The organism is Kaistella flava (ex Peng et al. 2021), from assembly GCF_015191005.1.
Classification (GTDB): Bacteria; Bacteroidota; Bacteroidia; order Flavobacteriales; family Weeksellaceae; genus Kaistella; species Kaistella flava.
On the sequence record NZ_CP040442.1, the window covers coordinates 3638847 to 3664112 of the forward strand.

24 protein-coding genes are annotated in these 25266 nt (G+C 36.7%); all 24 read left to right on the top strand.

Translation table 11 applies throughout. The annotated features are described in order from the left end of the window. The 24 genes from Q73A0000_RS16460 (at position 1) to Q73A0000_RS16575 (ending at position 25266) form a co-directional block, all read left to right on the top strand. A complete protein-coding gene (locus Q73A0000_RS16460; protein ID WP_208458790.1) occupies positions 1 to 321 on the top strand; it encodes an AtpZ/AtpI family protein in 321 nt (106 codons plus the stop codon). Further along, positions 314 to 634 (top strand): ATP synthase subunit I, encoded by a 321-nt coding sequence (locus tag Q73A0000_RS16465; protein ID WP_193811983.1) that lies wholly within the window; start codon positions 314 to 316, stop codon positions 632 to 634. Before Q73A0000_RS16460 ends, Q73A0000_RS16465 begins: the two co-directional genes overlap by 8 nt. Continuing rightward, entirely contained in the window at positions 618 to 1319 is a 702-nt protein-coding gene (locus Q73A0000_RS16470; RefSeq protein ID WP_193811984.1) for a F0F1 ATP synthase subunit A, read from the top strand. The genes Q73A0000_RS16465 and Q73A0000_RS16470 overlap by 17 nt, the downstream gene beginning before the upstream one ends. Positions 1320 to 1329: 10 nt before the next feature. Continuing rightward, entirely contained in the window at positions 1330 to 1599 is a 270-nt protein-coding gene (locus tag Q73A0000_RS16475) for a F0F1 ATP synthase subunit C (RefSeq protein WP_193811985.1), read from the top strand. A 4-nt stretch (positions 1600 to 1603) separates the two neighbouring features. Continuing rightward, positions 1604 to 2401 (top strand): F0F1 ATP synthase subunit B, encoded by a 798-nt coding sequence (locus tag Q73A0000_RS16480; protein ID WP_193811986.1) that lies wholly within the window; start codon positions 1604 to 1606, stop codon positions 2399 to 2401. Beyond that, entirely contained in the window at positions 2388 to 3941 is a 1554-nt protein-coding gene (locus tag Q73A0000_RS16485; protein WP_193811987.1) for an alternate F1F0 ATPase, F1 subunit alpha, read from the top strand. Before Q73A0000_RS16480 ends, Q73A0000_RS16485 begins: the two co-directional genes overlap by 14 nt. Next, a complete protein-coding gene (locus tag Q73A0000_RS16490) occupies positions 3941 to 4834 on the top strand; it encodes a F0F1 ATP synthase subunit gamma (protein ID WP_193811988.1) in 894 nt (297 codons plus the stop codon). Before Q73A0000_RS16485 ends, Q73A0000_RS16490 begins: the two co-directional genes overlap by 1 nt. A 453-nt stretch (positions 4835 to 5287) precedes the next feature. Beyond that, positions 5288 to 5449, top strand: coding sequence for a hypothetical protein (locus tag Q73A0000_RS16495; RefSeq protein ID WP_193811989.1), 162 nt, complete (start codon positions 5288 to 5290; stop codon positions 5447 to 5449). 45 nt (positions 5450 to 5494) lie between these two features. Further along, positions 5495 to 6691, top strand: a complete 1197-nt coding sequence (locus Q73A0000_RS16500) for an acetate/propionate family kinase (RefSeq protein WP_193811990.1) — start codon at positions 5495 to 5497, stop codon at positions 6689 to 6691. 109 nt (positions 6692 to 6800) lie between these two features. Then, positions 6801 to 7292, top strand: a complete 492-nt coding sequence (locus Q73A0000_RS16505) for a hypothetical protein (RefSeq protein ID WP_193811991.1) — start codon at positions 6801 to 6803, stop codon at positions 7290 to 7292. 111 nt (positions 7293 to 7403) lie between these two features. Further along, positions 7404 to 9398, top strand: coding sequence for a copper-translocating P-type ATPase (locus tag Q73A0000_RS16510; protein WP_244140765.1), 1995 nt, complete (start codon positions 7404 to 7406; stop codon positions 9396 to 9398). Between the two features lie 42 nt (positions 9399 to 9440). Further along, positions 9441 to 11828, top strand: a complete 2388-nt coding sequence (locus Q73A0000_RS16515) for a phosphoketolase (RefSeq protein WP_193811993.1) — start codon at positions 9441 to 9443, stop codon at positions 11826 to 11828. Next, positions 11813 to 12844, top strand: coding sequence for a class I fructose-bisphosphate aldolase (locus Q73A0000_RS16520; protein WP_208458791.1), 1032 nt, complete (start codon positions 11813 to 11815; stop codon positions 12842 to 12844). The genes Q73A0000_RS16515 and Q73A0000_RS16520 overlap by 16 nt, the downstream gene beginning before the upstream one ends. Positions 12845 to 13061: 217 nt before the next feature. Next, complete coding sequence (gene ppk2 / locus Q73A0000_RS16525; RefSeq protein WP_193811994.1) at positions 13062 to 13811, top strand: polyphosphate kinase 2; 750 nt, start codon at positions 13062 to 13064, stop codon at positions 13809 to 13811. A gap of 31 nt (positions 13812 to 13842) precedes the next feature. After that, positions 13843 to 14064 (top strand): SHOCT domain-containing protein, encoded by a 222-nt coding sequence (locus Q73A0000_RS16530; protein WP_317174263.1) that lies wholly within the window; start codon positions 13843 to 13845, stop codon positions 14062 to 14064. 91 nt (positions 14065 to 14155) lie between these two features. Further along, positions 14156 to 15826: a molybdopterin-dependent oxidoreductase gene (locus tag Q73A0000_RS16535; protein WP_193811995.1), complete on the top strand. Its 1671-nt coding sequence runs from the start codon at positions 14156 to 14158 to the stop codon at positions 15824 to 15826. A 123-nt stretch (positions 15827 to 15949) separates the two neighbouring features. Next, a complete protein-coding gene (locus tag Q73A0000_RS16540; RefSeq protein ID WP_193811996.1) occupies positions 15950 to 16894 on the top strand; it encodes an SPFH domain-containing protein in 945 nt (314 codons plus the stop codon). Positions 16895 to 16915: 21 nt separating this feature from the next. Continuing rightward, positions 16916 to 17620, top strand: coding sequence for a PRC-barrel domain-containing protein (locus Q73A0000_RS16545; RefSeq protein WP_193811997.1), 705 nt, complete (start codon positions 16916 to 16918; stop codon positions 17618 to 17620). Positions 17621 to 17750: 130 nt separating this feature from the next. Further along, on the top strand, positions 17751 to 20309 hold the full coding sequence (gene glgP / locus Q73A0000_RS16550) for an alpha-glucan family phosphorylase (protein ID WP_208458792.1): 2559 nt from the start codon (positions 17751 to 17753) through the stop codon (positions 20307 to 20309). 173 nt (positions 20310 to 20482) lie between these two features. Next, complete coding sequence (locus tag Q73A0000_RS16555; RefSeq protein WP_193811998.1) at positions 20483 to 20959, top strand: Dps family protein; 477 nt, start codon at positions 20483 to 20485, stop codon at positions 20957 to 20959. A gap of 86 nt (positions 20960 to 21045) precedes the next feature. Beyond that, entirely contained in the window at positions 21046 to 22086 is a 1041-nt protein-coding gene (locus tag Q73A0000_RS16560) for a hypothetical protein (protein WP_193811999.1), read from the top strand. Then, positions 22083 to 22577 carry a nucleoside-triphosphatase gene (locus Q73A0000_RS16565; RefSeq protein WP_193812000.1) on the top strand — a complete coding sequence of 165 codons (495 nt, stop codon included), beginning with the start codon at positions 22083 to 22085 and terminating at the stop codon, positions 22575 to 22577. The genes Q73A0000_RS16560 and Q73A0000_RS16565 overlap by 4 nt, the downstream gene beginning before the upstream one ends. Positions 22578 to 22612: 35 nt before the next feature. Further along, positions 22613 to 23695, top strand: coding sequence for a tellurite resistance/C4-dicarboxylate transporter family protein (locus Q73A0000_RS16570; RefSeq protein WP_193812001.1), 1083 nt, complete (start codon positions 22613 to 22615; stop codon positions 23693 to 23695). A gap of 269 nt (positions 23696 to 23964) precedes the next feature. After that, entirely contained in the window at positions 23965 to 25266 is a 1302-nt protein-coding gene (locus Q73A0000_RS16575) for an NAD(P)/FAD-dependent oxidoreductase (RefSeq protein WP_193812002.1), read from the top strand.

Genomic DNA, 25266 nt, shown 5'->3' on the forward strand with positions numbered 1-25266 from the left:
ATGATGGCAGCCGATCCTGATAAAAAAGAAGATTTTTTTAGCGACGAGATCTCTAAAAAAGAGCAGCGAAAATTGAAAGCGCTGCAAGATAAAAATGGAGTTTGGTTTGGCTTAGGAATGATGGGAATGGTCGGTTGGTCTGTAGCAGTGCCGACTTTGATGGGAGCGGCTTTAGGTATTTGGTTAGATAAAGACTATCCGCAATATTTTTCCTGGACATTGTCGCTCCTGTTTATAGGTCTTGTAACAGGAATTGTTATCGCCGGATATTGGGTGAAGAACGAGGATAAAGAAATACATAAAAATGATAGCGATGAATGAAGTAATAACAATGATATTGGTTTTTTTGACAGGAGCTTTACTAGGAATCATATTCTTTGGTGGACTTTGGTTTACCGTGAAAAAATCGGTCAATGCAAAATTACCTGCGCTCTTAATAATGAGCAGTCTTTTTCTCCGCATGAGTATTACCGTAATCGGATTTTACCTCATCGGAAATAATAATTGGCAAAGGCTTTTATTGTGTCTTTTAGGTTTTATTGCAGCGAGATCTCTGGTACTTTACGTCACCAAAATAATAGATGAAAAACAGTTGACTTTAAATAAAGAAGAAATACATGAAACTCAGTCCTGATCAAACGGTTTTTTGGCAGTATGGTTTTGTAACCGTCAATCTTACCCTCGTTACCACTTGGGGAATTATGATTTTGCTCGTTATTTCTGCAACATTAATCACCCGAAAACTAAAAACCGATATTAAGATTTCCCGTTGGCAATGTTTCTTAGAAATGATTGTCACCGGAATCAATCAGCAAATAGAGGAAGTAGGTTTAAAAAAACCGGAAGAATATATCGGATTTATTGGAACCTTATTTTTGTTTATCGGATTTTCTAATATCTGTATCGTTTTTCCAGGTTATACACCACCGACCGCCTCACTTTCTACAACGACTGCATTGGCATTATGTGTTTTTTTAGCCGTTCCGTTTTATGGAATTAGTAAACGTGGATTTTTGGGATATCTCAAATCATTTTTACAACCTACATGGTTGATGCTTCCTTTTAATATTATTGGTGAAGTTTCGCGTACGCTTGCTTTAGCCATAAGATTATTCGGTAACATCATGAGTGGTGGAATGATCGTCGCAATTTTACTCAGTATATCACCTTTTATTTTTCCTGTTTTAATGAAAGCGTTGGGTTTACTTACTGGTACCGTTCAGGCCTATATTTTCAGCATTTTGGCGACGGTCTATATTGCTGCCGCAGTTCGAAACGAAAATGAAACCACTGAAAAAAAAGTAATAACTCCTAAATAAATAAATCAAAATGGACAGTATAACTTCAATCGCAATCGCATCGATAGTTACCGCAGGCTTAACAACATCCATTGGTTGTATGATGCCCGCAATAAGCGAAGGAAAAGCAGTGGCATCTGCGCTGGGTTCAATTGCGCAACAACCCGATGCCGCACCCACAATTACAAGAACATTATTTGTCGGATTAGCGATGATAGAATCTACAGCGATCTACTGCTTTGTAGTCTCGATGATACTCATTTTTGCCAATCCGTTTTGGACTCACATCTTAGCCAAATAGCGTCATGAATATCAACTGGTTCACCGTAATTGCACAAATCATTAATTTCCTGATTCTGGTATGGTTGCTCAAGAGATTACTCTACAAACCCATCCTCAATGCTGTAAACGAACGGGAGAAAAAGATTAGTGATGAATTAAAAGATGCCGATGCTCAAAAAGCTGCGGCTGAAAAAGAACAGGCTGGTTTTAAAAAGAAAAATGAAGATTTTGATAATCAGAAAAAAGAGTTGCTGGATAAAGCGGTTGCCGATGCTAATGCGCAGAAGGATCAGTTGATAGCGACAGCAAAAACAGATGCTAAGGCTTTGGGTTTGTCTCTCGAAAAAGCCTTTAAAGAAAAGCACAATCAAGATCAAAAAGACCTCGCTCAAAATACGCAGGAACAGGTATTTGCTATTACCCGAAAAGCGCTGACAGAAATTGCTTCTGTTAGTTTAGAAGCACAATCTGTAGATGCTTTTATCAAAAATCTAAATTCGGCAAAAGATGAGGAAAAACAAAAGTTTATTGACGCTTTTAAAGTAAATGCAAATGCAATTCTGGTGAGAAGTGCATTTGATCTTCCCGACAAACAAAAGAGTGATATAACCAATGCCGTCAATGAATTGCTCAGCACAAAAACAGAATTGCAGTTTAAGACCGCACCCGAATTAATAAGCGGCATCGAACTTTCAACCAACGGCTATAAAATGTCGTGGAGCTTTTCAGAATATCTCACCCAATTACAAAAAAATATTTCATCAGATTTAAAAGAAAAGGAACCAGAACCTCCAGAAAAAAAAGATCATGTCGACCCTTGAAATTGATCCAATCGCAATCGACCCGTTTAAACAAATTTCTGCGGGAATAGAGAACTTTCGTTTTTCTATGCAACTTCGTGAAATTGGTTTAGTAACGAGTGTCGCGACTGGTATTGCCAAAGTTTCCGGTCTTCCAAATGTAGGCTTTGAAGAACTGTTGCAATTTCAAAATGGCCTTTTTGGAATCGCCTATAACTTGGATGAGGAAGAAGTAGGCGTTATTCTTCTCGGCAAAGATTCCCTTTTTAAAGCGGGCGATGAGGTCGAAAGAACAGGCAGAGTCATGGATATTCCAGTTGGGAATGCTTTGATAGGAAGAGTAGTTGATCCTTTAGGTCAACCTTTAGATGATAAAGGCAGAATTCAATATGACAAAAGATTGCCCATCGAAAGCCCGGCACCTGCAATTATGGATCGTAGCGCGGTTTCAGTTCCTTTGCAAACCGGAATAAAAGTCATTGATGCCTTGATTCCAATTGGTCGTGGTCAGCGGGAATTGATTGTTGGAGATCGGGAAACTGGTAAAACAGCCATTGCCATCGCTGCAATTCTTAATCAGTTTGATAAAAACGTAGTCTGTATTTACTGCGCCATCGGACAACGTGCCTCAGCAGTAGCGAAAGTAATCGCCAATCTCGAAGAAAAAGGCGCAATGAAATATACCGTCGTCGTCGTAGCGGAGGGAAATGATTCTCCCGGCATTGAATATATTGCACCCTACGCTGCTACGAGTATCGCCGAATTTTTCATGGAGGAAGGCAGGGATGTTTTGATCGTTTATGATGATTTGATTCATCACGCCCGTGCTTATCGTGAACTGTCTTTATTGTTGAGAAGACCTCCGGGTCGTGAAGCCTTTCCGGGTGATATTTTTTATATCCATTCCCGACTGTTGGAAAGAGCAACTCATTTAAGTGATGAATTAAAAGGAGGTTCCATTACCGCATTACCTATTATTGAAACGGAAGCACAAAATATTTCGGCCTATATTCCGACCAATCTAATTTCCATCACCGATGGACAAATTTATCTTTCTCCAAAACTTTTTGAATTAGGAGTTTTACCTGCCGTTGATGTAGGTAAATCGGTGTCGCGTGTTGGTGATAAAGCCCAGTTGGCGGCTTATGGAACAATTGCAAAATTGAAACTGGAATATGCACAGTTTGAAGAATTGGAAACTTTTGCCCGCTTTGGAACTCGATTGGATGAAAATACCCGCAAAACTATTGAGCATGGTAAACGAATTCGTGAATGTTTAAAGCAAGAAGAACTTCAGCAACTTACCGCTTCGGAACAGATTTTTATTCTTCTTTCCTTAAAAGAAGGTCTTTTAGATACCATTCCAATTGAAAAAATGGAGGACGCTGAAAATGCTCTTCTTAAAAATACGACCTCGATTCCGGACGAAATTCAGAAGAATATTTTATCTAACAAAAAATTGGAGGAGAATGATACCAAGACCATTCTGCAGATTGCCCAAAATATACTTGCTCCATTTCAGGAAAAACCGAAAACCGACGCTGATCAAAATAAAAAGTAATGGATACTTTAGAGAATTTACGCAACAAAACCCAGGGTGCAAAAGATTTGAAATCTGTAGTGAGTGCCATGAAAGCCTTGGCAGGTTCCAATATTATTCAATACGAGACTGCCGTAAGTTCGCTTGAAGATTATTACCATACGATTGCCTTAGGAATTATCGCGTATTTTGAAGCAGAGAATATAAAAGATATAAAAGACCCGAACGAGCATCAACCAAAATCAGATCAAACAAGTTGCGCAATTATATTTGGGTCCGATCAGGGGCTTGTAGCACAATTTAATGATGAGATGGCAAGTTTTGTTTCAGCTTCTTTAAAGGGAATTCCAGGCAAAAAGGAATTGTGGATTGTTGGCGAGCGTGTTCAGTTGCTGTTGTCTGATGAAGGTTTTACTGCTACAAAATTATATCCGGTTCCCAGCGACCTCAACGCGGTAACTCCACTTGTAACTGAAATTTTAAAACAAAGCAGAGAAAGTCAGCAGAAGCAAGAAATTGCTACTTTTTATATTTTCCACAATCAACCAAAACCTAACTCTGGATATATTCCTGTTATGCAAAGGTTTTTACCTTTAGATTCCACGTGGAAAAACACTTTACAGGAACTTCATTGGCCTACGAAATTGCATCCTCAAATCGCCGGCGACGCTAAAATGACGTTGAGCGCATTGATCAATGGTTATCTCTTTACGTCTCTCTTCAAAGCATGTGTTGAATCTTTGGCAAGTGAAAATGCCAGCCGTTTGGATGCCATGCAAAGAGCAGAAAAAAATATATCCGATCTTCTCGATGATCTTAATAAAAAATACCATCGCCTGCGCCAAAGTTCTATTGATGAAGAATTGTTTGATGTCGTTTCCGGATTTGAAGCCTTAAATAAAGATTCACAGTAAATTAAAACTTTATTATTTAGAGATTTTCTTTGAAATAAATTTCATTTGTTCTTTAAGAGTCTGTTTAAATTTTAATAAAACACATATGAATTAGTTTCTACTTTCAAAATAGGTAGAACACAGCCCTGAAAATTTTTGATTTTCGGAACTTATGCGAACTTTTAGAAGTAGTTCTTACCTATAACTTTTTTGACTTTGTGGTTAAATATTTTTGTGTTGAATTTAAACAGTCTCTAATGATTTCCGTAAAAATATCAGTACTGTTTCTAATGTTGATAACCGCTGCAGCCTTCAATTATTAACGAAAAACTTTTTAAGGTGAGAATGATGTAAGTTATAAATCTCGATGTATAATTCTAAAAGTACAAGGAAAGGCTACCTTTATTAGGTCTTGATATGCTCGGTTCTGAATGGGTTTTCTGGCTCTAAATCAATCATTTAAAAATCAAACTAATGAAAGTTTTAATTTTAATAATATTTGGTATTCTCGCAATTGCATTCGTTGTATTTCTTATCGTGCGTAATCAAAAAGATGAAAAGATATACGAAAAGGAAATGGATAATGATTACGATAAACCGCTCAGTGAAGACAATGATATCGACATGAAGAAGTAGAAGAGGTGTTGAATTAAATACAACCTTAGACTAAAATAGGATACCATGATATTAACGATTAACGGCGGTTCTTCCAGCATCAAGTTTTCTTTGTATAAGATTAACGAGTCTCTTCAAAAAATGCTTTTTGGTGAGATAGAAAATATAGGAACTGCGAAGGCGAAACTCAATTTTACCATTATTGCTGATCAACAAAAAAAAAGTTTACCGATTGACGCCAAAGATCATAGTCACGCTGCAAATCATTTAATTGATTGGTTAGAAAAGGAACAGGATTTTACTTCAGTTAAAGCAATTGGTCATCGTATCGTTCATGGAATGGAACATACAGAACCGGAATTAATCACTGATGAGTTGTTGACTGAATTAAAAAAAATCAGTGCGTTTGATCCAGAACATTTGCCCGAAGAAATTAAGTTGATCGAAATATTTAAAAAACGTTATCCCAAAATAAAACAAATCGTCTGTTTCGATACTGCTTTTCATACGTCAATGCCTTTAGTTGCAAAGTTGTTATCGATTCCACGTCGCTATTATGAAAAGGGAATTCGCCGATATGGTTTTCACGGACTTTCCTATACTTATTTGATGGAAGAATTGAAAAGGTTAACCGATGAAGAAACTGCAAACAGCAAAATAATTTTAGCACATCTCGGTAGTGGAGCAAGTTTAGCAGCCGTGAAAAATGGTAAAAGTCTTGATACGAGTATGGGTTTTACGCCAACATCCGGATTGCCGATGAGCACTCGAACTGGTGATTTGGATCCTGGAGTTGCGTGGTATTTAATGAAAGAAGAAAATATGACTGCAAAAGAATTTAATCATCTGATCAATCAAGAATCAGGTCTTTTAGGAATATCTGAAACAAGCGGCGATATGCGGGAATTAATGAATGTTGAAGATACTGATAGCCGTGCTGCGGAAGCTATTGATTTATTCTGCTATCAAACAAAAAAATGGATTGGCTCATTCACAGCCGTTCTTGAAGGTCTTGATGTACTGGTTTTTTCAGGTGGAATAGGGGAACATGCTCCCGAAGTACGAAGCAAAATATGCGACGGTCTCGAATTCCTCGGAATCGAATTAGACGAGATCAACAATATGAATAATAGAACGATTATTTCAACGGAGAAGAGTAAAGTGAAAGTTTTCGTTATTCAAACAAACGAGGAATTAATGATTGCAAAACTGGTGAACGGTTTATTGAATTCATCGGTTAAAAGTGAAAACTTCATCAAATAATAAAATAGAAATTAATGATGCGGTAGTGTTAATTGCTACCAATATTTCTGTCATAATAAGAGAATTAAAAGACCTGAATTTTTATGTCTTATAACAAAAAAATATTAAAATGAAAAAATTACAAACAGCAATCTGGGCATTGACATTGTTCATTTTGCTTACGTCGTGCCAATCTACGTCAGCTCAGGAAAAAGGACTTTCAAACCAGGAAACAAGAAATAAAATTATGAATACTATTGCTAATGATAGTGCGATGTCTAAGGAAATGATAGGTAAAATGATGAATACCAAAAATGGTATGATGATGATGCAGCAAAATCAAATGAACATGATGGGCAACCAAAGTTCTATGATGAACATGTTCAAAGCAAATCCTGGAATGATGCAGGAAATGTTCTCTGCAATGATGGAAACTGCCAAAGGAGATAGCAATATGATGTCAAGAATGCGTGAAATGATGAGATCAAATCCCCAAATGATGCAGATGATGCGAAACAGTAATGGCATGATGAATGGCACCCAAAATAATCATATGATGCAAAACAAGAATGGTAATGGCATGATGAACGGCACGACTTCAACGCAAGACAAAAAGCAATAATCTAATTGTTGAATAAAATAATTAATTAAGTAACAATTATTGATGCAATTTTAGAAATATTAAAAAACTAAAAATTTTATATAACAAGTCACAATTATGAACCATTCTGCAATGAAACATAATGAAATGCCACAAGGTAATAATCCGCAAATAAATCATGCGGGGCATAACCATCATGTCATGATGATTGCAGATTTCAAAAAGCGATTTTATCTGGTATTGATATTAACGATACCCATCTTGTCATTATCTCCTATGATACAACATTTCATAGGAGTGAATTGGCATTTTACAGGATCATCTTATATTTTATTTGTTTTATCAACCATCGTATTTGTTTATGGTGGATGGCCTTTTTTAAAAGGATTAGTAAGTGAATTAAAGGAAAAAAATCCAGGCATGATGACGCTGATAGGATTTGCGATTTCGGTAGCTTATATCTACAGCACAGCAACTGTTTTTGGTTTAAAAGGTGTCGATTTTTATTGGGAACTAGCAACGCTTATTCTCATTATGTTATTAGGGCATTGGATAGAAATGAAATCCATTGTCGGAGCTTCCAAAGAACTGGAATTATTAGTGCAATTGATGCCGGCAGATGCACATCTGGTAATGGGTGAAAAAGTAAATGATGTAAAAACAGATACCTTAAAAGAAAAAGATATCATTCTTGTTAAACCCGGAGAAAAGGTTGCTGCTGATGGAATAATATCCGATGGTGAAAGTTACCTAAATGAGTCCATGCTCACAGGAGAATCAAAGCCCGTAAAAAAAATACCAGGAGATAAAGTTATTGCGGGCTCTATCAATGGAAATGGCTCTATGAAAATCACGGTTTCACACTCCTCAAAAGACTCTTATCTCTCGCAGGTGATTAAACTTGTAGATGATGCTGAAAAGGCAAAATCGAAGACGCAATTGCTTGCTGACAAGGCTGCGAAATGGTTAACGTTTATTGCATTAGCAGCCGGTATTTCCACATTTCTATATTGGTATTTAACTGGTCAGCCTTTGGACTTTGCTATGGCAAGAATGGTGACCGTTATTGTTATTTGTTGTCCGCATGCTCTAGGATTAGCGGTACCATTGGTAGTAGCAAGATCAACTTCATTGGCCGCAAAAAATGGATTGCTTATCAAAAACAGGACTGAGTTTGAAAATTCAAGAAAAATTACCACGATCGTATTTGATAAAACGGGAACGCTGACTGTTGGGAAATTTGAAGTATCAAAAATTGTATCGCTGCAAAAAGATATCGGTGAAAATGAAATCATTCGGCTCTCATCAGCCTTAGAGCAAAAATCAGAACATCCTATCGCCACAGGTATTCTTCAAAAAGCAAAAGACTTATCCCTGGTTATTCCAGCAACAGAAAACTTTAATGCCATTACAGGTAAGGGCGTTGAAGCGACAGTTGAAGGAAAAGAAATATTGGTTGTTAGTCCAGGTTATTTAAAAGAAAAAAACATTGCTATTCCCGATGGTTTTAAAGCCAATGATACAGAAACAGTGGTGTTTGTAATTGTCAATAATGTATTAATAGGATACATCTCTTTGTCCGATGAAATACGACCAGAATCAGCAGAAGCAATTGCGACATTGAAAAAGGAAAATATCAAATCAATATTATTAACAGGCGATAATAATAAAGTTGCGAAAAGTGTCAGCGAAACATTGGGTATGGATAGCTTTATCGCAGAAGTATTACCAGATCAAAAATTAGAAAAGATTAAAGAACTGCAAAAGAAAGGCGAGTATGTAGCGATGACAGGCGATGGTGTAAATGATGCACCGGCACTTGCCCAAGCCGATGTCGGCATTGCAGTTGGAAGTGGCAGTGATATCGCCGCAGAAACTGCAGGTATCGTTTTAGTCAATAGTAATCCGAAAGACATTGTGAGTTTGATTCTGTTTGGTAAAGCCACCCATCGCAAGATGATTCAAAATTTAATTTGGGCCACGGGCTATAATGTCGTGGCACTACCATTAGCAGCAGGTGTTTTAGACCATTGGGGTATATTATTAAATCCTGCAGCAGGTGCAGCTTTGATGGCAGTTAGTACAGTCGTTGTTGCCGTCAATGCTAGTATGCTTAAAGTAATATAAAATGAAAATAGGAATGATGTAATTCTCAAAAAAAATAATATAATGGAAACAGAAACTAAAGATACAACGATTAAAACTCTCACTCCCGACTTATTACAGAAAATAAACGCCTATTGGCGAGCGGCTAATTATCTGTCGGTTGGTCAAATTTATTTGTATGACAATCCATTATTAAAAGAACCATTAAAACTGGAGCACGTAAAACCACTCGTAGTTGGACATTGGGGAACCACACCGGGACAAAATTTTATTTACGTCCACCTCAACCGAATTATAAAAAAATATAATCTCGATCTATTTTACATTGCTGGTCCAGGACATGGCGGTCCTGCTATTGTTGGCAATGTTTATTTGGAAGGAACGTGGAGCGAAGTTTATCCAAACGTAACACAAGATGAAGCCGGCCTTAAAAAATTATTCAAACAATTTTCTTTTCCGGGTGGTATCTCAAGTCACGTTGCGCCTACAACACCAGGATCTATTCATGAAGGTGGTGAATTGGGATATTCCTTAAGTCACGCTTTCGGTGCGGCCTTCGACAATCCTGACCTAATCGTTGCCTGCGTTGTTGGTGATGGTGAAGCAGAAACCGGTCCTTTGGCAACTTCCTGGCAATCGAACAAATTGCTAAATCCGATTACTGACGGCGCTGTTTTGCCCATCCTTCATCTGAATGGTTATAAGATCAGTAATCCAACGGTTTTAGCGCGTATCGAAGATGATGAATTAGAACATTTTTTTAAAGGATGTGGCTGGAAACCTTATTTTGTTGAAGGTGACGATCCTTTAACCATGCACGAATTGATGGCTTCTACCCTCGAAAAAGTGATCAAAGATATTCAGGGAATTCAAAAAAATGCAAGAAGTACCAATGATAATACCCGTCCAAGATGGCCGATGATTATTTTAAAATCACCCAAAGGTTGGACTGGACCAAAAAAAGTGGATGGATTGCAAATAGAAGGAACGTTCAGATCTCATCAGGTGCCGATTCTCGTAGATGCCGATCATCCTGATCATGTACAGCTTCTAGAAAGTTGGATGAAAAGTTATAAACCCGAAGAATTATTTGATAAAAATGGAACACTTAACGCTGACCTCGCAGAATTAGCGCCCATCGGCAATCGCAGGATGGGTTCTAATCTTCATACGAATGGAGGAATATTATTGAAAGATCTTCACATGCCCAATTTTCATGATCATGCAGTGAGTGTTCCGTCGCCAGGAGCAGTAACAGGAAAAGATACAACGGTACTCGGAGAATTTCTGCGAGATGTTGCAAAACTGAATAAGGATGAACACAATTTTCGGGTCTTCGGTCCCGATGAAACCTTATCTAATATGTTAGGGTCGATTTTTGAAACCACCAATCGACAATGGGAAGCACGAATAGAAGAATACGATGAATTTCTTGCACCATCCGGAGAAGTGATTGATTCTATGTTGAGTGAACATCAGTGTGAAGGTTTCTTGGAAGGATATTTATTAACCGGAAGACACGGTTTATTTAACTGTTATGAAGCATTTATCCGCATCGTTGATTCGATGTTCAGCCAACATGCGAAATGGTTGAAAGTTACTTTAGAACTGCCGTGGCGCAGAAAGATTGCTTCATTAAATTATTTGCTGGCTTCTCACGTTTGGCAACAGGATCACAATGGTTTTACACATCAGGATCCTGGATTTCTGGGTCATGTCATTAGTAAAAAAGCAGATGTTGTTCGTGTGTATTTACCGCCAGATGCCAATTGTTTGTTATCCGTTTTTGATCACTGTCTTCGCAGTCGGCACTATGTAAATGTAGTGGTTGCCGGTAAACATGCGCTCCCACAATGGCTTACGATGGATGAAGCAGTCATACATTGTACCGAAGGTATTGGAATTTGGCAATGGGCAAGTAATGATCAGGGAAGCGAACCCGATGTCGTAATGGCTTGTTGTGGTGATACGCCAACGCTTGAAACATTGGCGGCAGTTTCCATATTAAGAGAGCATCTTCCTGAACTTAAAGTAAGAGTGGTCAATGTTGTAGATCTCATGAAACTGCAATCCAGTTCTGAACATCCACACGGATTAAATGATCAGGATTATGATTCCATTTTCACCAAAGACAAACATATTATATTCAACTTCCACGGCTATCCTTGGCTCGTGCATCGTTTAACTTATCGCCGTACCAATCGCGAACTTCATGTGAGAGGCTACAAAGAAGAAGGAACCATTACAACACCTTTTGATTTACGAGTCCAAAATGATATTGACCGCTTTCATTTAGTGATTGATGTCATTGATCGTTTGCCTCATTTGGGCAGCAAAGGAGATTATCTGAAACAGCAATTAAAAGATAAATTGATTGAACACAAACATTATGTGAGTGAACATGGAAAAGACCTCCCTGAAATTCTTAACTGGAAATGGAACAACAAATGAATACACCAATTTTAAAAAATACGATTGCAGAAATTTTTGCCAATGGTAAAGGGATTCTTGCAATGGATGAAAGTACACCAACGTGTAAAAAACGTTTTGAAGCGGCGGGCATTCCGCAAACCAGCGAGATGTACCGTCAATATCGGGAACTCCTTGTTACAACATCGGGCTTGAACGAAAGCATTGGCGGTGCTATTTTGTTTGATGAAACCATTCGGCAACAAACTGACGCTGGTGAACCGATGGCAAAAGCTTTGATGAAAGCTGGAATCATTCCGGGCATAAAAGTAGATATGGGCGCCAAACCCTTACCTGAATTTCCTACTGAATTGGTAACAGAAGGTTTAGACGGTTTGCGCGAACGTTTAGCGGAGTATAAAACAATGGGTGCTCGTTTTGCGAAATGGCGTGCGGTCATCACTATTGGCGAAGGTATTCCTACAGATGCTTGTATTAAAGCTAATGTTCATGCTTTGGCTAGATATGCCGGTTTATGTCAAGAAGCAGATATTGTACCAATAGTGGAACCGGAAGTTTTGATGGATGGGAATCACTCGATGCAACAATGTTATAACGTCACAGAAAAAGTATTGAAAGCGCTGTTCTCTGAATTATATCAATTTAAAATTGATCTGGAAGGAATCATCTTAAAACCGAATATGGTCGTAGCCGGCAAAGGTTGCCTGATTCAAAACAGTGTGGATGAAGTTGCCGAAGCAACGGTAAATTGTTTGCGCTCTGCTGTTCCCGCTTCTGTTCCTGCAATTGCCTTTTTATCTGGTGGACAATCGCCGAAAGTTGCCGCTGAACATTTGAATACCATCAATAAAAATTTTAAAAATCGTCTTCCATGGATTGTAGCTTTTTCTTTTGCACGAGCCATTCAACAACCCGCTTTAGATGCGTGGAAAGGAGAACAATCCAACGTAAAAGAAGCTCAGGAAATATTAAGCAGCCGTGCCAAATTAGCTGCTGCGGCACGTCGCGGCGAATATAGCTCATCAATGGAAGAATGAATAGGAAGTAATTTAAGCTTCATTTTAAAAAAAATAGATGTCGCAAAAGTTCTCAAACCTCCAAGCATTTTGGTGTAAAGAACATAAAAACATATTAGGAAGGTATGAATAGTATAAGTTCTTTAAAAAGTTGTGTAATGACTTTTTTGCTTGATTTTTAGACCTTTAACCTCCTTACAAAATGGAGACTTGAACATATTCATCAAATAGATATAAAATGATCACTAAAAAGAAAAAAATATTGCACCAACTTTTTATAGAGTTGGTAAAGCTGCAAAAAGAAGTTATTGCTTCTGATCTCAAATTGTTGATCATTCTCGAAGGACGAGATGCCGCCGGTAAAGATGGAACCATAAAAAGAATCATCAAACACCTAAGTCCCCGTGAAACAATAGTAGTGGCTTTGGGTAAACCTACCGATCTGCAGGAAAGAGAGTGGTATTTTCAGCGTTATACGGCACATCTGCCTGCGTCAGGTGAGTTTGTTCTTTTTAACAGAAGTTGGTATAACCGTCTCGGTGTTGAAAAAGTCATGGGTTTTTGCAGTAAAAAAGAATATGAGTCATTTTTCAGTGAAGTGGATTTATTTGAGAATGGCTTAGCTGACGCAGGCTTTATTATTTTGAAATATTATTTGGACATCAGTAAAGAAGAACAGCAGAAAAGATTGGAATCTCGCAAAACAGATCCGCTGAAACAATGGAAAATCAGTCCTATAGATGAGGTTGCAGAAAAACACTGGAAAGATTATTCTGAGGCACGAGATGAAATGCTCCTAAAAACAAATTTCAATAATTCGCCTTGGTTCGTAGTAAGTGCAGATCATAAAAAGGCAACCCATATTGCGCTTATTACCCATCTGCTAAATCGGATAAAATATAAGAATAAAAACGAAAAATTACTCTCTGAAAATTATGGATTGGTGGATCCTGCAACACCAGAGATCATCTCAAATAAGCTTTTTTAAGAGCGTAAATATTTAATCATTAAAACATAAAATGATGGATCTATACAACGGTTATAATTTTGGTGGAATGCACTTAATATGGTGGATGATCTGGATGGTATTTATATTTTGGGTCTTTTTTACGCCTTGGTATATTCCTGGAAATAGAAGAAATAGGGATTCCCCATTGGGTATTTTACGAAAACGTTACGCCTCCGGAGAAATAACTAAAGAACAATATTTGGAACAGAAAAAAGTATTGGAAACGAATTAAATGACACGGTATCTATTTCAATTTGGCGAAAAGAATTTCTTTTAGGGGTCATTAATGATTTGAACCACAATTTTCACTAAAACTTAAAGGAATGATTCCGCATTTCACAGCAGCCGAAAAAGCAGTTCATTATCCTGAAGACAGGCGCGCCTATTTAGGAATGAAACCGTATATGAAAATGATACTGTTGGTGCTTTTTATTGGCATAATAGGTGCGGCTTGGTTGCAATATCTATTCTTCGGTTTGCCCATAGATCCTTCAGTTGCATTTTTACCTGTTCAACCCAACGAACCTGAAGGTTTTCCCGTATGGATCAGACTGAGCCATTGGGTGAATTTCTTTTTTTTAATGTTGATTATCAGAAGCGGACTTTCTATTTTATATGATCATCCGCGTTTATACTGGAATAATAGCTGTAAACCCAACTCGTCCTGGATTCGTTTTACTCCCGTGAAAATACCGCTTGACAGACCCTACACCGCAAAAGAAGATGCGCGATATATCAATCCCATCGCCGGGTTGCCGGGTTACAAACATACGGTGGGGATTGCAAGAGTCTGGCATTTTCTGACTGTTCCTTTTTTTGTGTTAAATGGGGCTATTTTTATTTTCCTTCTATTTTTCACCAATCAATGGAAACGTTTAGTTCCAGTTTCATGGCAAATTATTCATGATGCCTGGAATGTTTTTGTGCATTATGCTACTTTTAATTTTCCTGTTAATGTGGATGGTTTTTATCATTATAACGCCATTCAGCAACTTGCTTATTTCGGAGTCATATTTATTTTAGCACCGCTTGCTATGTTAACGGGAATTGCGATGTCGCCTGCCATAGAAAACCGTTTTCGCTGGTATCCGAAATTATTTGGCAACAGACAAAGTGCACGTTCTATTCATTTTTTAGTCATGATTTCCTATTGTGTTTTTATCATAATTCATGTCAGTTTGGTCGGAGCGACAGGTTTGGTTAAAAACATGAATCATATTGTGATGGGTTCTGATAGTCCAGGAAGTTACACCGGACTTTATATTGGAATTGTAATCATTTTAGTGACGGTTGGTTTTGCGTTTTTAGCGCACTGGCTTTCCTGGAACAAACAGCGTTCTCTTCAAAAACTTCAGGCTTCAACTAATGGCAAAATTTGGAAATACACCATCAATCGTTTTAAAGCCAAAACCGATTATGAAAAAAAAGATATTACTTCCTATTTCTGGTTAAATGGTAAAATGCCCGACTCGTCTGACTGGAAAAATCTGGCTGAAAATAACTTTGCAGACTATAAATTAAAGATTGGGGGTTTGGTTGAAAATCCTGTGGAATTATCGCTGGACGATTTAAAAGAAATGGGTAAAGAACAAAATATTACCATGCACCATTGCATCCAAGGCTGGTCTGGGATTGCAGAGTGGGGCGGATTACCATTGAGCAAGATCATCGAATTAGTAAAACCAGATTCTTCAGTTACGACCGTGGCTTTTTATTCTTTTGGGGAAGGAATGTACGGCGGTGTTTATTACGACACTCATACGATTGGCAATTGCATGAAACCCGATTCTATCCTCGCCTGGGAAATGAATTACGAACCTCTTTCACTCGAACATGGAGCTCCGTTAAGGTTACGTGTTGAAAATCAGTTGGGCTACAAAATGGTCAAATGGATCGAGCGAATTGAATTCGTTAAATCACCCAAAGATTTAGGCAAAGGCTTTGGCGGGAAAAATGAGGATGACGAATATTTTGATTTAATGGCTGACAGTTAAATGTTGAAAAAAAAAGCGATATAAAATCGGTGTTTATGGAAAATTGGAATTTCGAAATGAGATCTATTTCATCGTAGTTAAAATAAAAAACAGCAACGGAATATTAATTTAAAAACAAAAAAAATGAAAAGTAAAAGTTTATTTTCCGGACTCATATTTATCATAATAATGGCTATAGGATTATTATGGGCACGCTCTGCATATTCGCCTACGGATATTACAGAAACTACCATCATTGCATTGGGCACTTTTGTAATCGCTCTGATTATATCTTCTTCAATAAAAATTGCCGATCCATGGGATAAGGCTGTCATTTTACGTCTTGGTCAATTTAAATCTCTTAAAGGTCCAGGGTTGTTTTTTATTATTCCTATTATCGATAATATCCCTTATTGGATTGATACACGGGTAATTACCACTTCTTTTAAAGCAGAAAAAACACTTACAAAAGATACAGTTCCTGTCGATGTAGACGCTGTCTTATTTTGGAAAGTGATGGATCCGCAAAAAGCAGCTCTTGAAGTGGCAGATTATTTAAGCGCAATTAGTTGGGCCTCACAAACTGCTTTGCGTGATGTGATTGGAAAGACGATGCTTTCTGATATGTTGGAAGGCAGAGATAAGATAAGCGCCACCTTACAAGAGATTATCGATGAACGCACCGAACCTTGGGGCATTCACGTAAATTCTGTCGAAGTGAAAGATGTATTGATTCCATCAGCATTAGAGAATGCAATGTCCATGCAGGCACAGGCAGAAAGAGAAAGACAGGCAAGAGTAATTCTCGGAGATTCAGAAAGGCAGGTCGCTGAAAAATTTGGAGAAGCAGCGCTTACGTACGCAAACAATCCGGTGGCTTTACATCTAAGAGCGATGAATATGCTTTATGAAGGATTAAAGGAAAACTCAACAATTGTAATTGTGCCAAGTACCGCAGTTGATACCATGCAATTAGGAAGTATGGCTGGATTAACAGCATTAACAATGGGAATTGGTCAGGAAAAAAAAGATAAAGAAAATGCTGTCATATTAAAAGGAGATGAAACGGTTTCAAAATCAGAATTATAAAATTTAAAAAAAACATTTATTATGCAACACAATATTAAAAGTTTGATCGGATATCGTATGGAAGCTACTGACGGTGATATCGGAAAAGTAGAAGATTTTTATTTTGAAGATACTACATGGCTCATCCGTTATCTTATTGTAGAAACCGGCAATTGGCTTCTTAACCGGAAAGTACTTATAGCACCACAAGCCATAAAAGTAAACAATTCGAAACCCGGAATTTTTCCCATCAACCTTACCAAGGAACAGATCAAGTCCAGTCCGGATATAGATACCGATATGCCTGTTTCCGAGCAGGAAGCGATCAAACAATATGAGCATTTTGGGTGGCAATGGTATGGCACCGGATTTTATGCAGGTGGTTCTGAAGCAACTCCATATATTAATCCAATCATTGATGAAAGGATGAGGGAGGATGAAAATACCGATAAAAAAAATGAGGTTGATCTTCATTTAAGAAGCACAAAAGAAATTATGGGATATCACATCCACTCAGATGATGGTGATTTTGGACATGTTACTGATTTTATTCTCGACGATAAAAACTGGCAAATTTTATACCTGGTAGTTGACACGCACGAATGGTTTGGTGGAATAAAGGTATTGATTGAAATCAGCAAAGTACAAGAAATTCAATGGCAAAAATCCAAGGTCATTATAAACATTTCAACAGAAGAGATAAAAGCAAGTCCGGTTTTCGATGAGTCGAAATTTAAACATAATTGAAGCAGAAATGATGCATTTAGAAACAGTTCATAATTCCTCAGCTATAAGAGATATGATACAATCATAACTGAAAACGATCATCGAAAAAATTTGATTAATAATAAGGATTGCAAGTTAATTGACTTAGAATTTGAACAAAAAAATTATGATGATGAACGCAGAAAAATTTAATAATAATCAATTGTATGGCTTGTTACCGTCAGATGCAGAAGGCATGAAAACGCTAACTGAACTTTCTCTTAATATGCGTTGGTCATGGAATCATGTAGCAGATGAATTATGGCAACAACTTGATTATGATTTATGGAAAATCACCCATAATCCTTGGATTATATTACAAAGTGTATCCCGTGACAAACTTGAAAAACTGCTGAATGATAAAGATTTTAGAAATAAAATGAATGATTTGGTAAAGATAAAGGACTACTCAAATACAACTCCTGCATGGTTTCAGCAAAATCATTCGAACTCAGCCTTGAAATGCATTGCTTATTTCAGTATGGAATATATGCTAAGCGAAGCACTGCCCATTTATGTTGGAGGTTTGGGAAATGTTGCAGGCGACCAATTAAAATCTGCCAGCGATCTCGGTGTACCAGTAGTTGCAGTTGGCTTGCTTTATCAGCAAGGATATTTTCGGCAGAAAATAGACAAAGAGGGCAACCAACAAGCAATGTTTCCATTTACAGATCCGGGACAGCTGCCCATTACGCCGCTTCGTTTACCCAACGGTGAATGGTTGAGATTAAAAATAAACTTAGCTGGACACACGGTTTGGTTACGGACTTGGGAAGTACAGGTTGGTAGAATAAAACTATATCTGCTCGATAGCAATGATGTGGTGAATTTGCCTGAATACCGGGAAATAACAAGTGAAATCTATGGCGGTGGTGTAGAGATGCGCATCAAACAGGAAATCCTTTTAGGCATAGGTGGTTGGAAACTTCTTCAGGCATTGGATATTCATCCGGAAGTTTGTCACATGAATGAAGGCCATGCCGCATTTTTAACATTAGAACGTGCTTGTAGCTTTATGAAAGAAAATAAAATTCCTTTTGAAGCAGCGCTGGCTGTTACCCGTGCTGGAAATTTGTTTACGACGCACACGGCTGTTGCAGCAGGTTTTGATCATTTTAGTCCATCACTGATGTGGAAATTTTTCGGTAATTATGCTAAAAATGAATTAGGAATTGAATTCGATAACATGATGGCATTGGGTCGTGCGAATCCGTTTGACACCTCAGAATATTTTAATATGGCTTACCTCGCCATTCGAGGTAGTGGCGCAGTGAATGGAGTAAGTCATTTACACGGAAAAGTCAGCAAGTCACTTTTTAACATCCTTTTTCCACGGCAACCTATAAGTGAAATTCCAATCGGTTCTGTTACGAATGGGGTGCATATGCCAAGTTGGGATAGTTCATTTGCTGATAAAGTATGGACAGATGCTTGTGGTAAAAATAGATGGAAAGGTGGACTGGAAACGCTGGAAGAAGATATTCATAAAATAAAAGATGAAACATTATGGCAAATGAGAAATGATGGCCGCAATGAACTGGTGAATTTTATTCGAGATAGATTTGAAGCACAATCAGATGTTGCTGACCAATCACCTGAATTTATTGAGAATGCTAAACATGTATTTAATCCAAATACTTTAACTCTGGGTTTTGCCCGACGGTTTGTCCCTTACAAAAGACCAGATCTTTTGTTGCATGATGAAGAACGATTTGTACGCATACTTACAAACAACGAACATCCTGTACAGTTGGTTATCGCTGGTAAAGCATCACCATTTGATGAATCAGGAAAAGCATTAATCAGAACATGGATCCAGTTTATTCAAAAATATAATTTATATAATCATATTGTTTTATTAAGTGATTATGATGTTTTGCTCACGAGACATCTGGTACAAGGCGCAGATGTTTGGGTCAATACACCAAGACGACCATGGGAAGCATCTGGAACAAGCGGAATGAAAGTATTGGTTAATGGCGGAATTAATTTATCTGAGTTGGATGGATGGTGGGCAGAAGCTTATACACCTGAAGTGGGTTGGGCATTAGGCGATGGAAAGGAACATGGTGAAGACCTTGCTTGGGATGCAAAAGAAGCCGAAGACTTATATGATCTATTAGAAAACCAGATCATTCCTGATTTTTATAACCGCAATGAAAAAGATATTCCAGAAAAATGGATCAACAAGATGCGTAAAAGTATGGCGATATTAACTCCAAGTTTTTCTGCAAACAGGGCAGTCAGAGAATATACCGAAAACTATTACCTGCCCGCTGCTGATAATTATAATAAAAGAGCCGCTGAAAAAGGTGCTGCTGGAATGAAGATAATGAATACGCATCAAGAACTTCTACAGAAATGGAATCAAATACAGTTCAGCGAGGTTCATACTGAAGATAAAGACAATGGACATCTCTTTCAAGTACAGGTGAAACTAAATGGATTAAATCCAGAATTTGTATCGGTGGAGTTATATGCAAATGGAATTAATAGTGATGCTCCTGTTAAAATAAAAATGGATCATGTTTCTGGAGTTAATGACCAGTATGAATATGTTGCGAATACAGATGGTTCGCGTCCAGTAAGTGATTATACCGCCCGTGTAATTCCAAATTATGAAAATGTATCTGTGCCTTTGGAAGATAATCTAATTCTTTGGCAGCATTGATGATTATTGACTTTTAAAAAAATGCTAACTAAAACCAAAGATAAAAAGCAAAATTGAAATTAAAATAGTTAAATTTATATTTACTTAAATTAAATATTTGATTATAAGTGTTTTACCTTTTTAATAATTCAAACAAAATACCTTAACGCAATATTAATTTAAAAACAAACAAAATGAAAAATGCTAACATCGGAATTTCCGAAGAACACAAACAAACAATTGCTGACCAATTATCAAAAATATTGGCAGATGAATTTCTACTTTATTCCAAAACATTGAATGCTCATTGGAATATTGAAGGGCCTGATTTTCATACCGCTCACGTTTATCTCGAAGCACTCTATAATGATCAGCAGGGAATCGTTGACACGGTGGCGGAAAGAATTCGTGCATTGGGACATTACGTTCCGGCTCAACTTCAGAAATATCTTCAACTGACCCATCTTTCCGAACAACCGCTCGATAAGAATGATAGCCAATCGCTTTTTGCTGAATTATTGCGCGACCACGAAAGTATTATTGTTTTTTTAAGAGAAAATATAAAACCGATGGCAGATCAACTAAAAGCAGAAGGAATCAGTGACTACATTACCGGCTTGATGGAGTACCATGAAAAAACCGCTTGGATGCTTCGGGCTCATTTAAATTAGAAATGGGTTAATGGTAACTTTGAGTACATTTTTTTTAAAAAGAAAAAATAAGATGTACCAAATAAAACTCAATTAACCTAAAAAAAATGATTAAACAGAAAGGAATTCTGAAATCAAATAGCATAAACGATACGAGAGTCGTAGAACGTTTGATAGCTTTATGGGCTTTAAACGAATGTACTTTAGGAGGAATAATGCATGCTTTTAAACTGCCATTTACAGGAATTTTTGTTGGCGGAATATCGGTATTGCTCATTACCTTAATTGCTTTGTCTACCACGAAAACCTGGTCAACATTACTAAAAGCATTAACGATTGTTTTAGTAATTAAAGTCGGCATTAGTCCTTATACACCAATTACAGCATACTTTGCAGTTTCATTTCAAGCTTTTTTGGGAATACTTTTATATACTGTATTTTCTGTAAATAGTTTTACAATTATTGTATTGTGTGCTGTTACTTTTTTAGAATCTGCGCTCCAGAAACTGCTAACTTTAACCCTCGTTTTCGGCCAGTCATTTTGGAAAGCTGTCGATGTTTATATGGATTGGATTAGTCAGCAGTTATCATTTTTACCAATTGTATTCAATAGCAAATCCCTGATCTATACTTTTTTGGGGATTTATGTATTGAGTGGAATCGCAGCCGGATTTTTAATTATACGAACCATTAAATTAATTAAAAAGGTTAATGTTTCGCAGGTTAATCTTAATTTAGATACTGCGCTGCCCGAATTTAATTCAAACAAAAAGAAATTCAAGAAGAAAATATTTTATTCTTTTTTGATAATATTAGTGATTGTGCTGATCCCGATTCTTTATTTTAATAATGGTTCTCAGGCTTGGCAAAATGCATTGTATTTAATTATTCGTAGTGTTTTGATTTTGATGATTTGGTATTTTTTATTAGGTCCTTATTTAATAAATTTTTTAAATAAAATCCTTTCAGAAAAACGAGAATTTTATCAAACCGATGTACAGGATATCCTAACGATTTTGCCAATTTTAGAACTAATAATTTATCATTCCTGGAAAGAATCCAAAACCTTTAAAGGATTTAATCGATTAATACAATTTCTTGCAAAAAGCATCGCTTACAGTCTTTATTTTGAGAAGATTAAAAAATGATTTACATATTGTCAGGAAATATTGAAACCGGAAAAACCAGTGCTTTGTTGAAATGGACAGAAGCACGGAACGACGTATTTGGAATTTTGACGCCCAGAAATAAAAATGGTATTCGATACCTTTTAGATGTAAATACCAAAGAATCTTTTGAGATGGAAACTGATTTAAAAATGGCCGATGCAGTAACGGTTGGGCGATATCGATTTCTAAAAAGTGCTTTTGAAAAAGGAAATGAAATCATTAAAAAAGCTTTAGTCAACAATAAATCAGGATACATAATAATAGATGAATTAGGCAAACTGGAATTAAAATCGAAAGGCTTTCACGAATCAGCTTTGTTAGCGATACCCGAAACCATTAATAATGATGATCTCCATTTAATCCTGATCATCCGAACGACTTTATTATTAGATATCATCATTAAATATAAGATTACTGATTATCAATTTATGGTGATTGAGGATTTAAATCAACCTTCTGAATTATCTTGAAAAAGGCTAGCGTGAATTTTTGAAAGAGAATTATTATGCCAACAAATAATAAGCAAAACGACGGTTATAAACAGATAAGGTCAAAACACCTGTTTTTTAAAATCGCTGAATTATCGCCAGCTTATTTTGCATTGGTAATGGCGACAGGAATTGTTTCTATTGCAGCCCATTTATACAATTATATTCTTTTTGCGAAAGCACTTTTTTATATTAATAGCATTGCTTATTTGATAATTTGTATTTTATTTATTTTTCGTTTTATTTATTTTAAAAAGGAATTTCTATCAGATTTCATGGACGATAGAAAAAATATGGGATTTCTATCTTTCGTTGCTGCAAACTGTATTTTGGGTGGCCAGTTTATTTTGATTGCAAATAATTACCACGTTGCGGCATTCTTTCTTATCATAGGTTTGTCATCATGGATTGTTCTTACTTATTCGCTATTTCTCATTCTAATTGAAAAGCGCAATAAACCTTCCATAAAAGCAATTAACGGAACATGGTTACTCCTTGTAGTAGCGACTCAGGCGGTTTCTATATTACTCGCTCAGTTAGAAGAATTTCTTCCGTTCTCACATAATGAAGTACTTTTTTTCTCCTTAATTTTATTTTTGTGCGGTTGTTTATTTTATATCATTTTAATTACGCTCATCATCTATCGACTTATCTTTTTTGAATTACACGCCGAAGATCTCAGTCCTCCTTTTTGGATCAGTATGGGTGCTGATGCAATTACTGTTTTAGCAGGTTCAACTTTGATACTCAATGCTGATAAATGGGAATTGTTAATAGAAATTCTTCCATTTTTGAAAGGCTTTACCTTATTATTCTGGGCAATCGGCACGTGGTGGATTCCACTGATGGTTATGTTAGGTATTTGGCGACATTTTATAAAAAAAGTTCCCTTAAAATATAATTCTGCATATTGGGGAATGGTCTTTCCTTTGGGAATGTATACTGTTTGTACTTTCCAATTATCCCAAGCAGTCGGAGTACCTTTTCTAATGGCGATATCTTCTGTATTTGTATTTTTTGCAATCGGTGTATGGTCAATCGTTTTTATATACTTAATCTATTCTCTGATTTTTAGTGTCATGCTAAAAAAGAAGCTTTAAAAGGAATAATCGTATGTTTTAATAATGAAAAAAAACACTAAAATTCTTTTTCAAGTGGGAATAATGTAAGTTATGAATTCGGTTTTGTAATTTTTTTCGCCAACTAAATACTACCTTTATTTCGGTCAATTCTGATTTTAAAAAACTGAAGGTGCTCTACGCAAAGAACACGAAGAAGTGTTTGCATATCCTTTGCAAATACTTAGGTTTTATTGAAAGTCGAACACGCAGTGATATTCTCTTTACAAATAAGATCTATACAACTTAAGATGTCAAAAAAAACTAAAATAGTAATTGTCGGTGCGGGCTTTGGCGGTATAGAATTCGTAAAAGCATTGCACAAAAAACCTGTCGAAGTACTTTTGATTGACCGTAACAACTACCACAATTTTCAACCTTTAATGTATCAAGTCGCTACAGGTGGACTCGAGCCAAGTAGCATCGCATATCCTGTTCGACGTATTTTTATCAATTATAAAAATTTCAGTTTCCGAATGGCTGAAGTTTTGCAGGTTGATATTACGAAAAATCAGTTATTGACTTCCATTGGCACAATTGACTTTGACTTTCTCGTTATTGCTTCCGGAAGTGAAAATAATTTTTTCAATTTTGATCCAGTTAAAGACGAATTACTTCCTTTAAAATCGGTGCCTGACTCTTTGAAATTAAGAAATCATATTTTTCAAAATTTTGAACGGGCGATGGCCAGTGATGAAAAAGAATCTGTAGAAAAATATATGAATATTGCTGTGGTGGGTGGTGGACCAGCTGGACTCGAGTTAGCCGGAGCTTTAGCAGAAATGAAAAGATATATCATTCCCAAAGAATTTCCTGGCTTGGATCTTTCTAAGATGAGCATTCATATTTATGAATCAGGTGCTGAATTACTCGGAAATATGTCGACCGAAGCATCTGCGAAAAGTCTCGAGTATCTAAAAGCTTTGGGCGTAAATGTATTTCTGAAAACAAGAGTTAAAAGTTATGACGGCAGCACCATCGAACTGGATAATGGCACTCGTTTTACAACCGATTCTGTAATTTGGTCAGCAGGCGTTAAAGGTTCACCAATTAAAGGATTGCCTGAAACTACAATTCTAAATGGAAATCGCATCGCAGTCAATGAATTCAATCAGGTAATAGACACTGAAAATATTTTTGCCATTGGCGATGTTGCTGCATATATTACCACTGAAAATCCTAAAGGACTCCCAATGTTAGCACCTGTCGCGCAACAACAGGGAGAGTTTTTGGCCGAAAATATTTTAAGAAAAATCAAAAGCGAACCGATGGAACCATTTCAATATCGAAATAAAGGAGTAATGGCGACAATAGGTCGAAATAAAGCGGTGGTCGATTTGCCTCACTATAAGTTTCAGGGCATTTTTGCCTGGTTTATATGGATGTTTGTTCATATTTTGTCCTTAGCAGGCTACCGAAATAAAATCATCACTTTTATTGATTGGTTCATCAATTATTTCAGTTATGCCAGACCTTTAGGCGTTATCTTAATTTCTACAAAAGCCAAAGACACCAAAGAAAATAAAGTAAAAATGGAAGAAGAAAAAGTATAA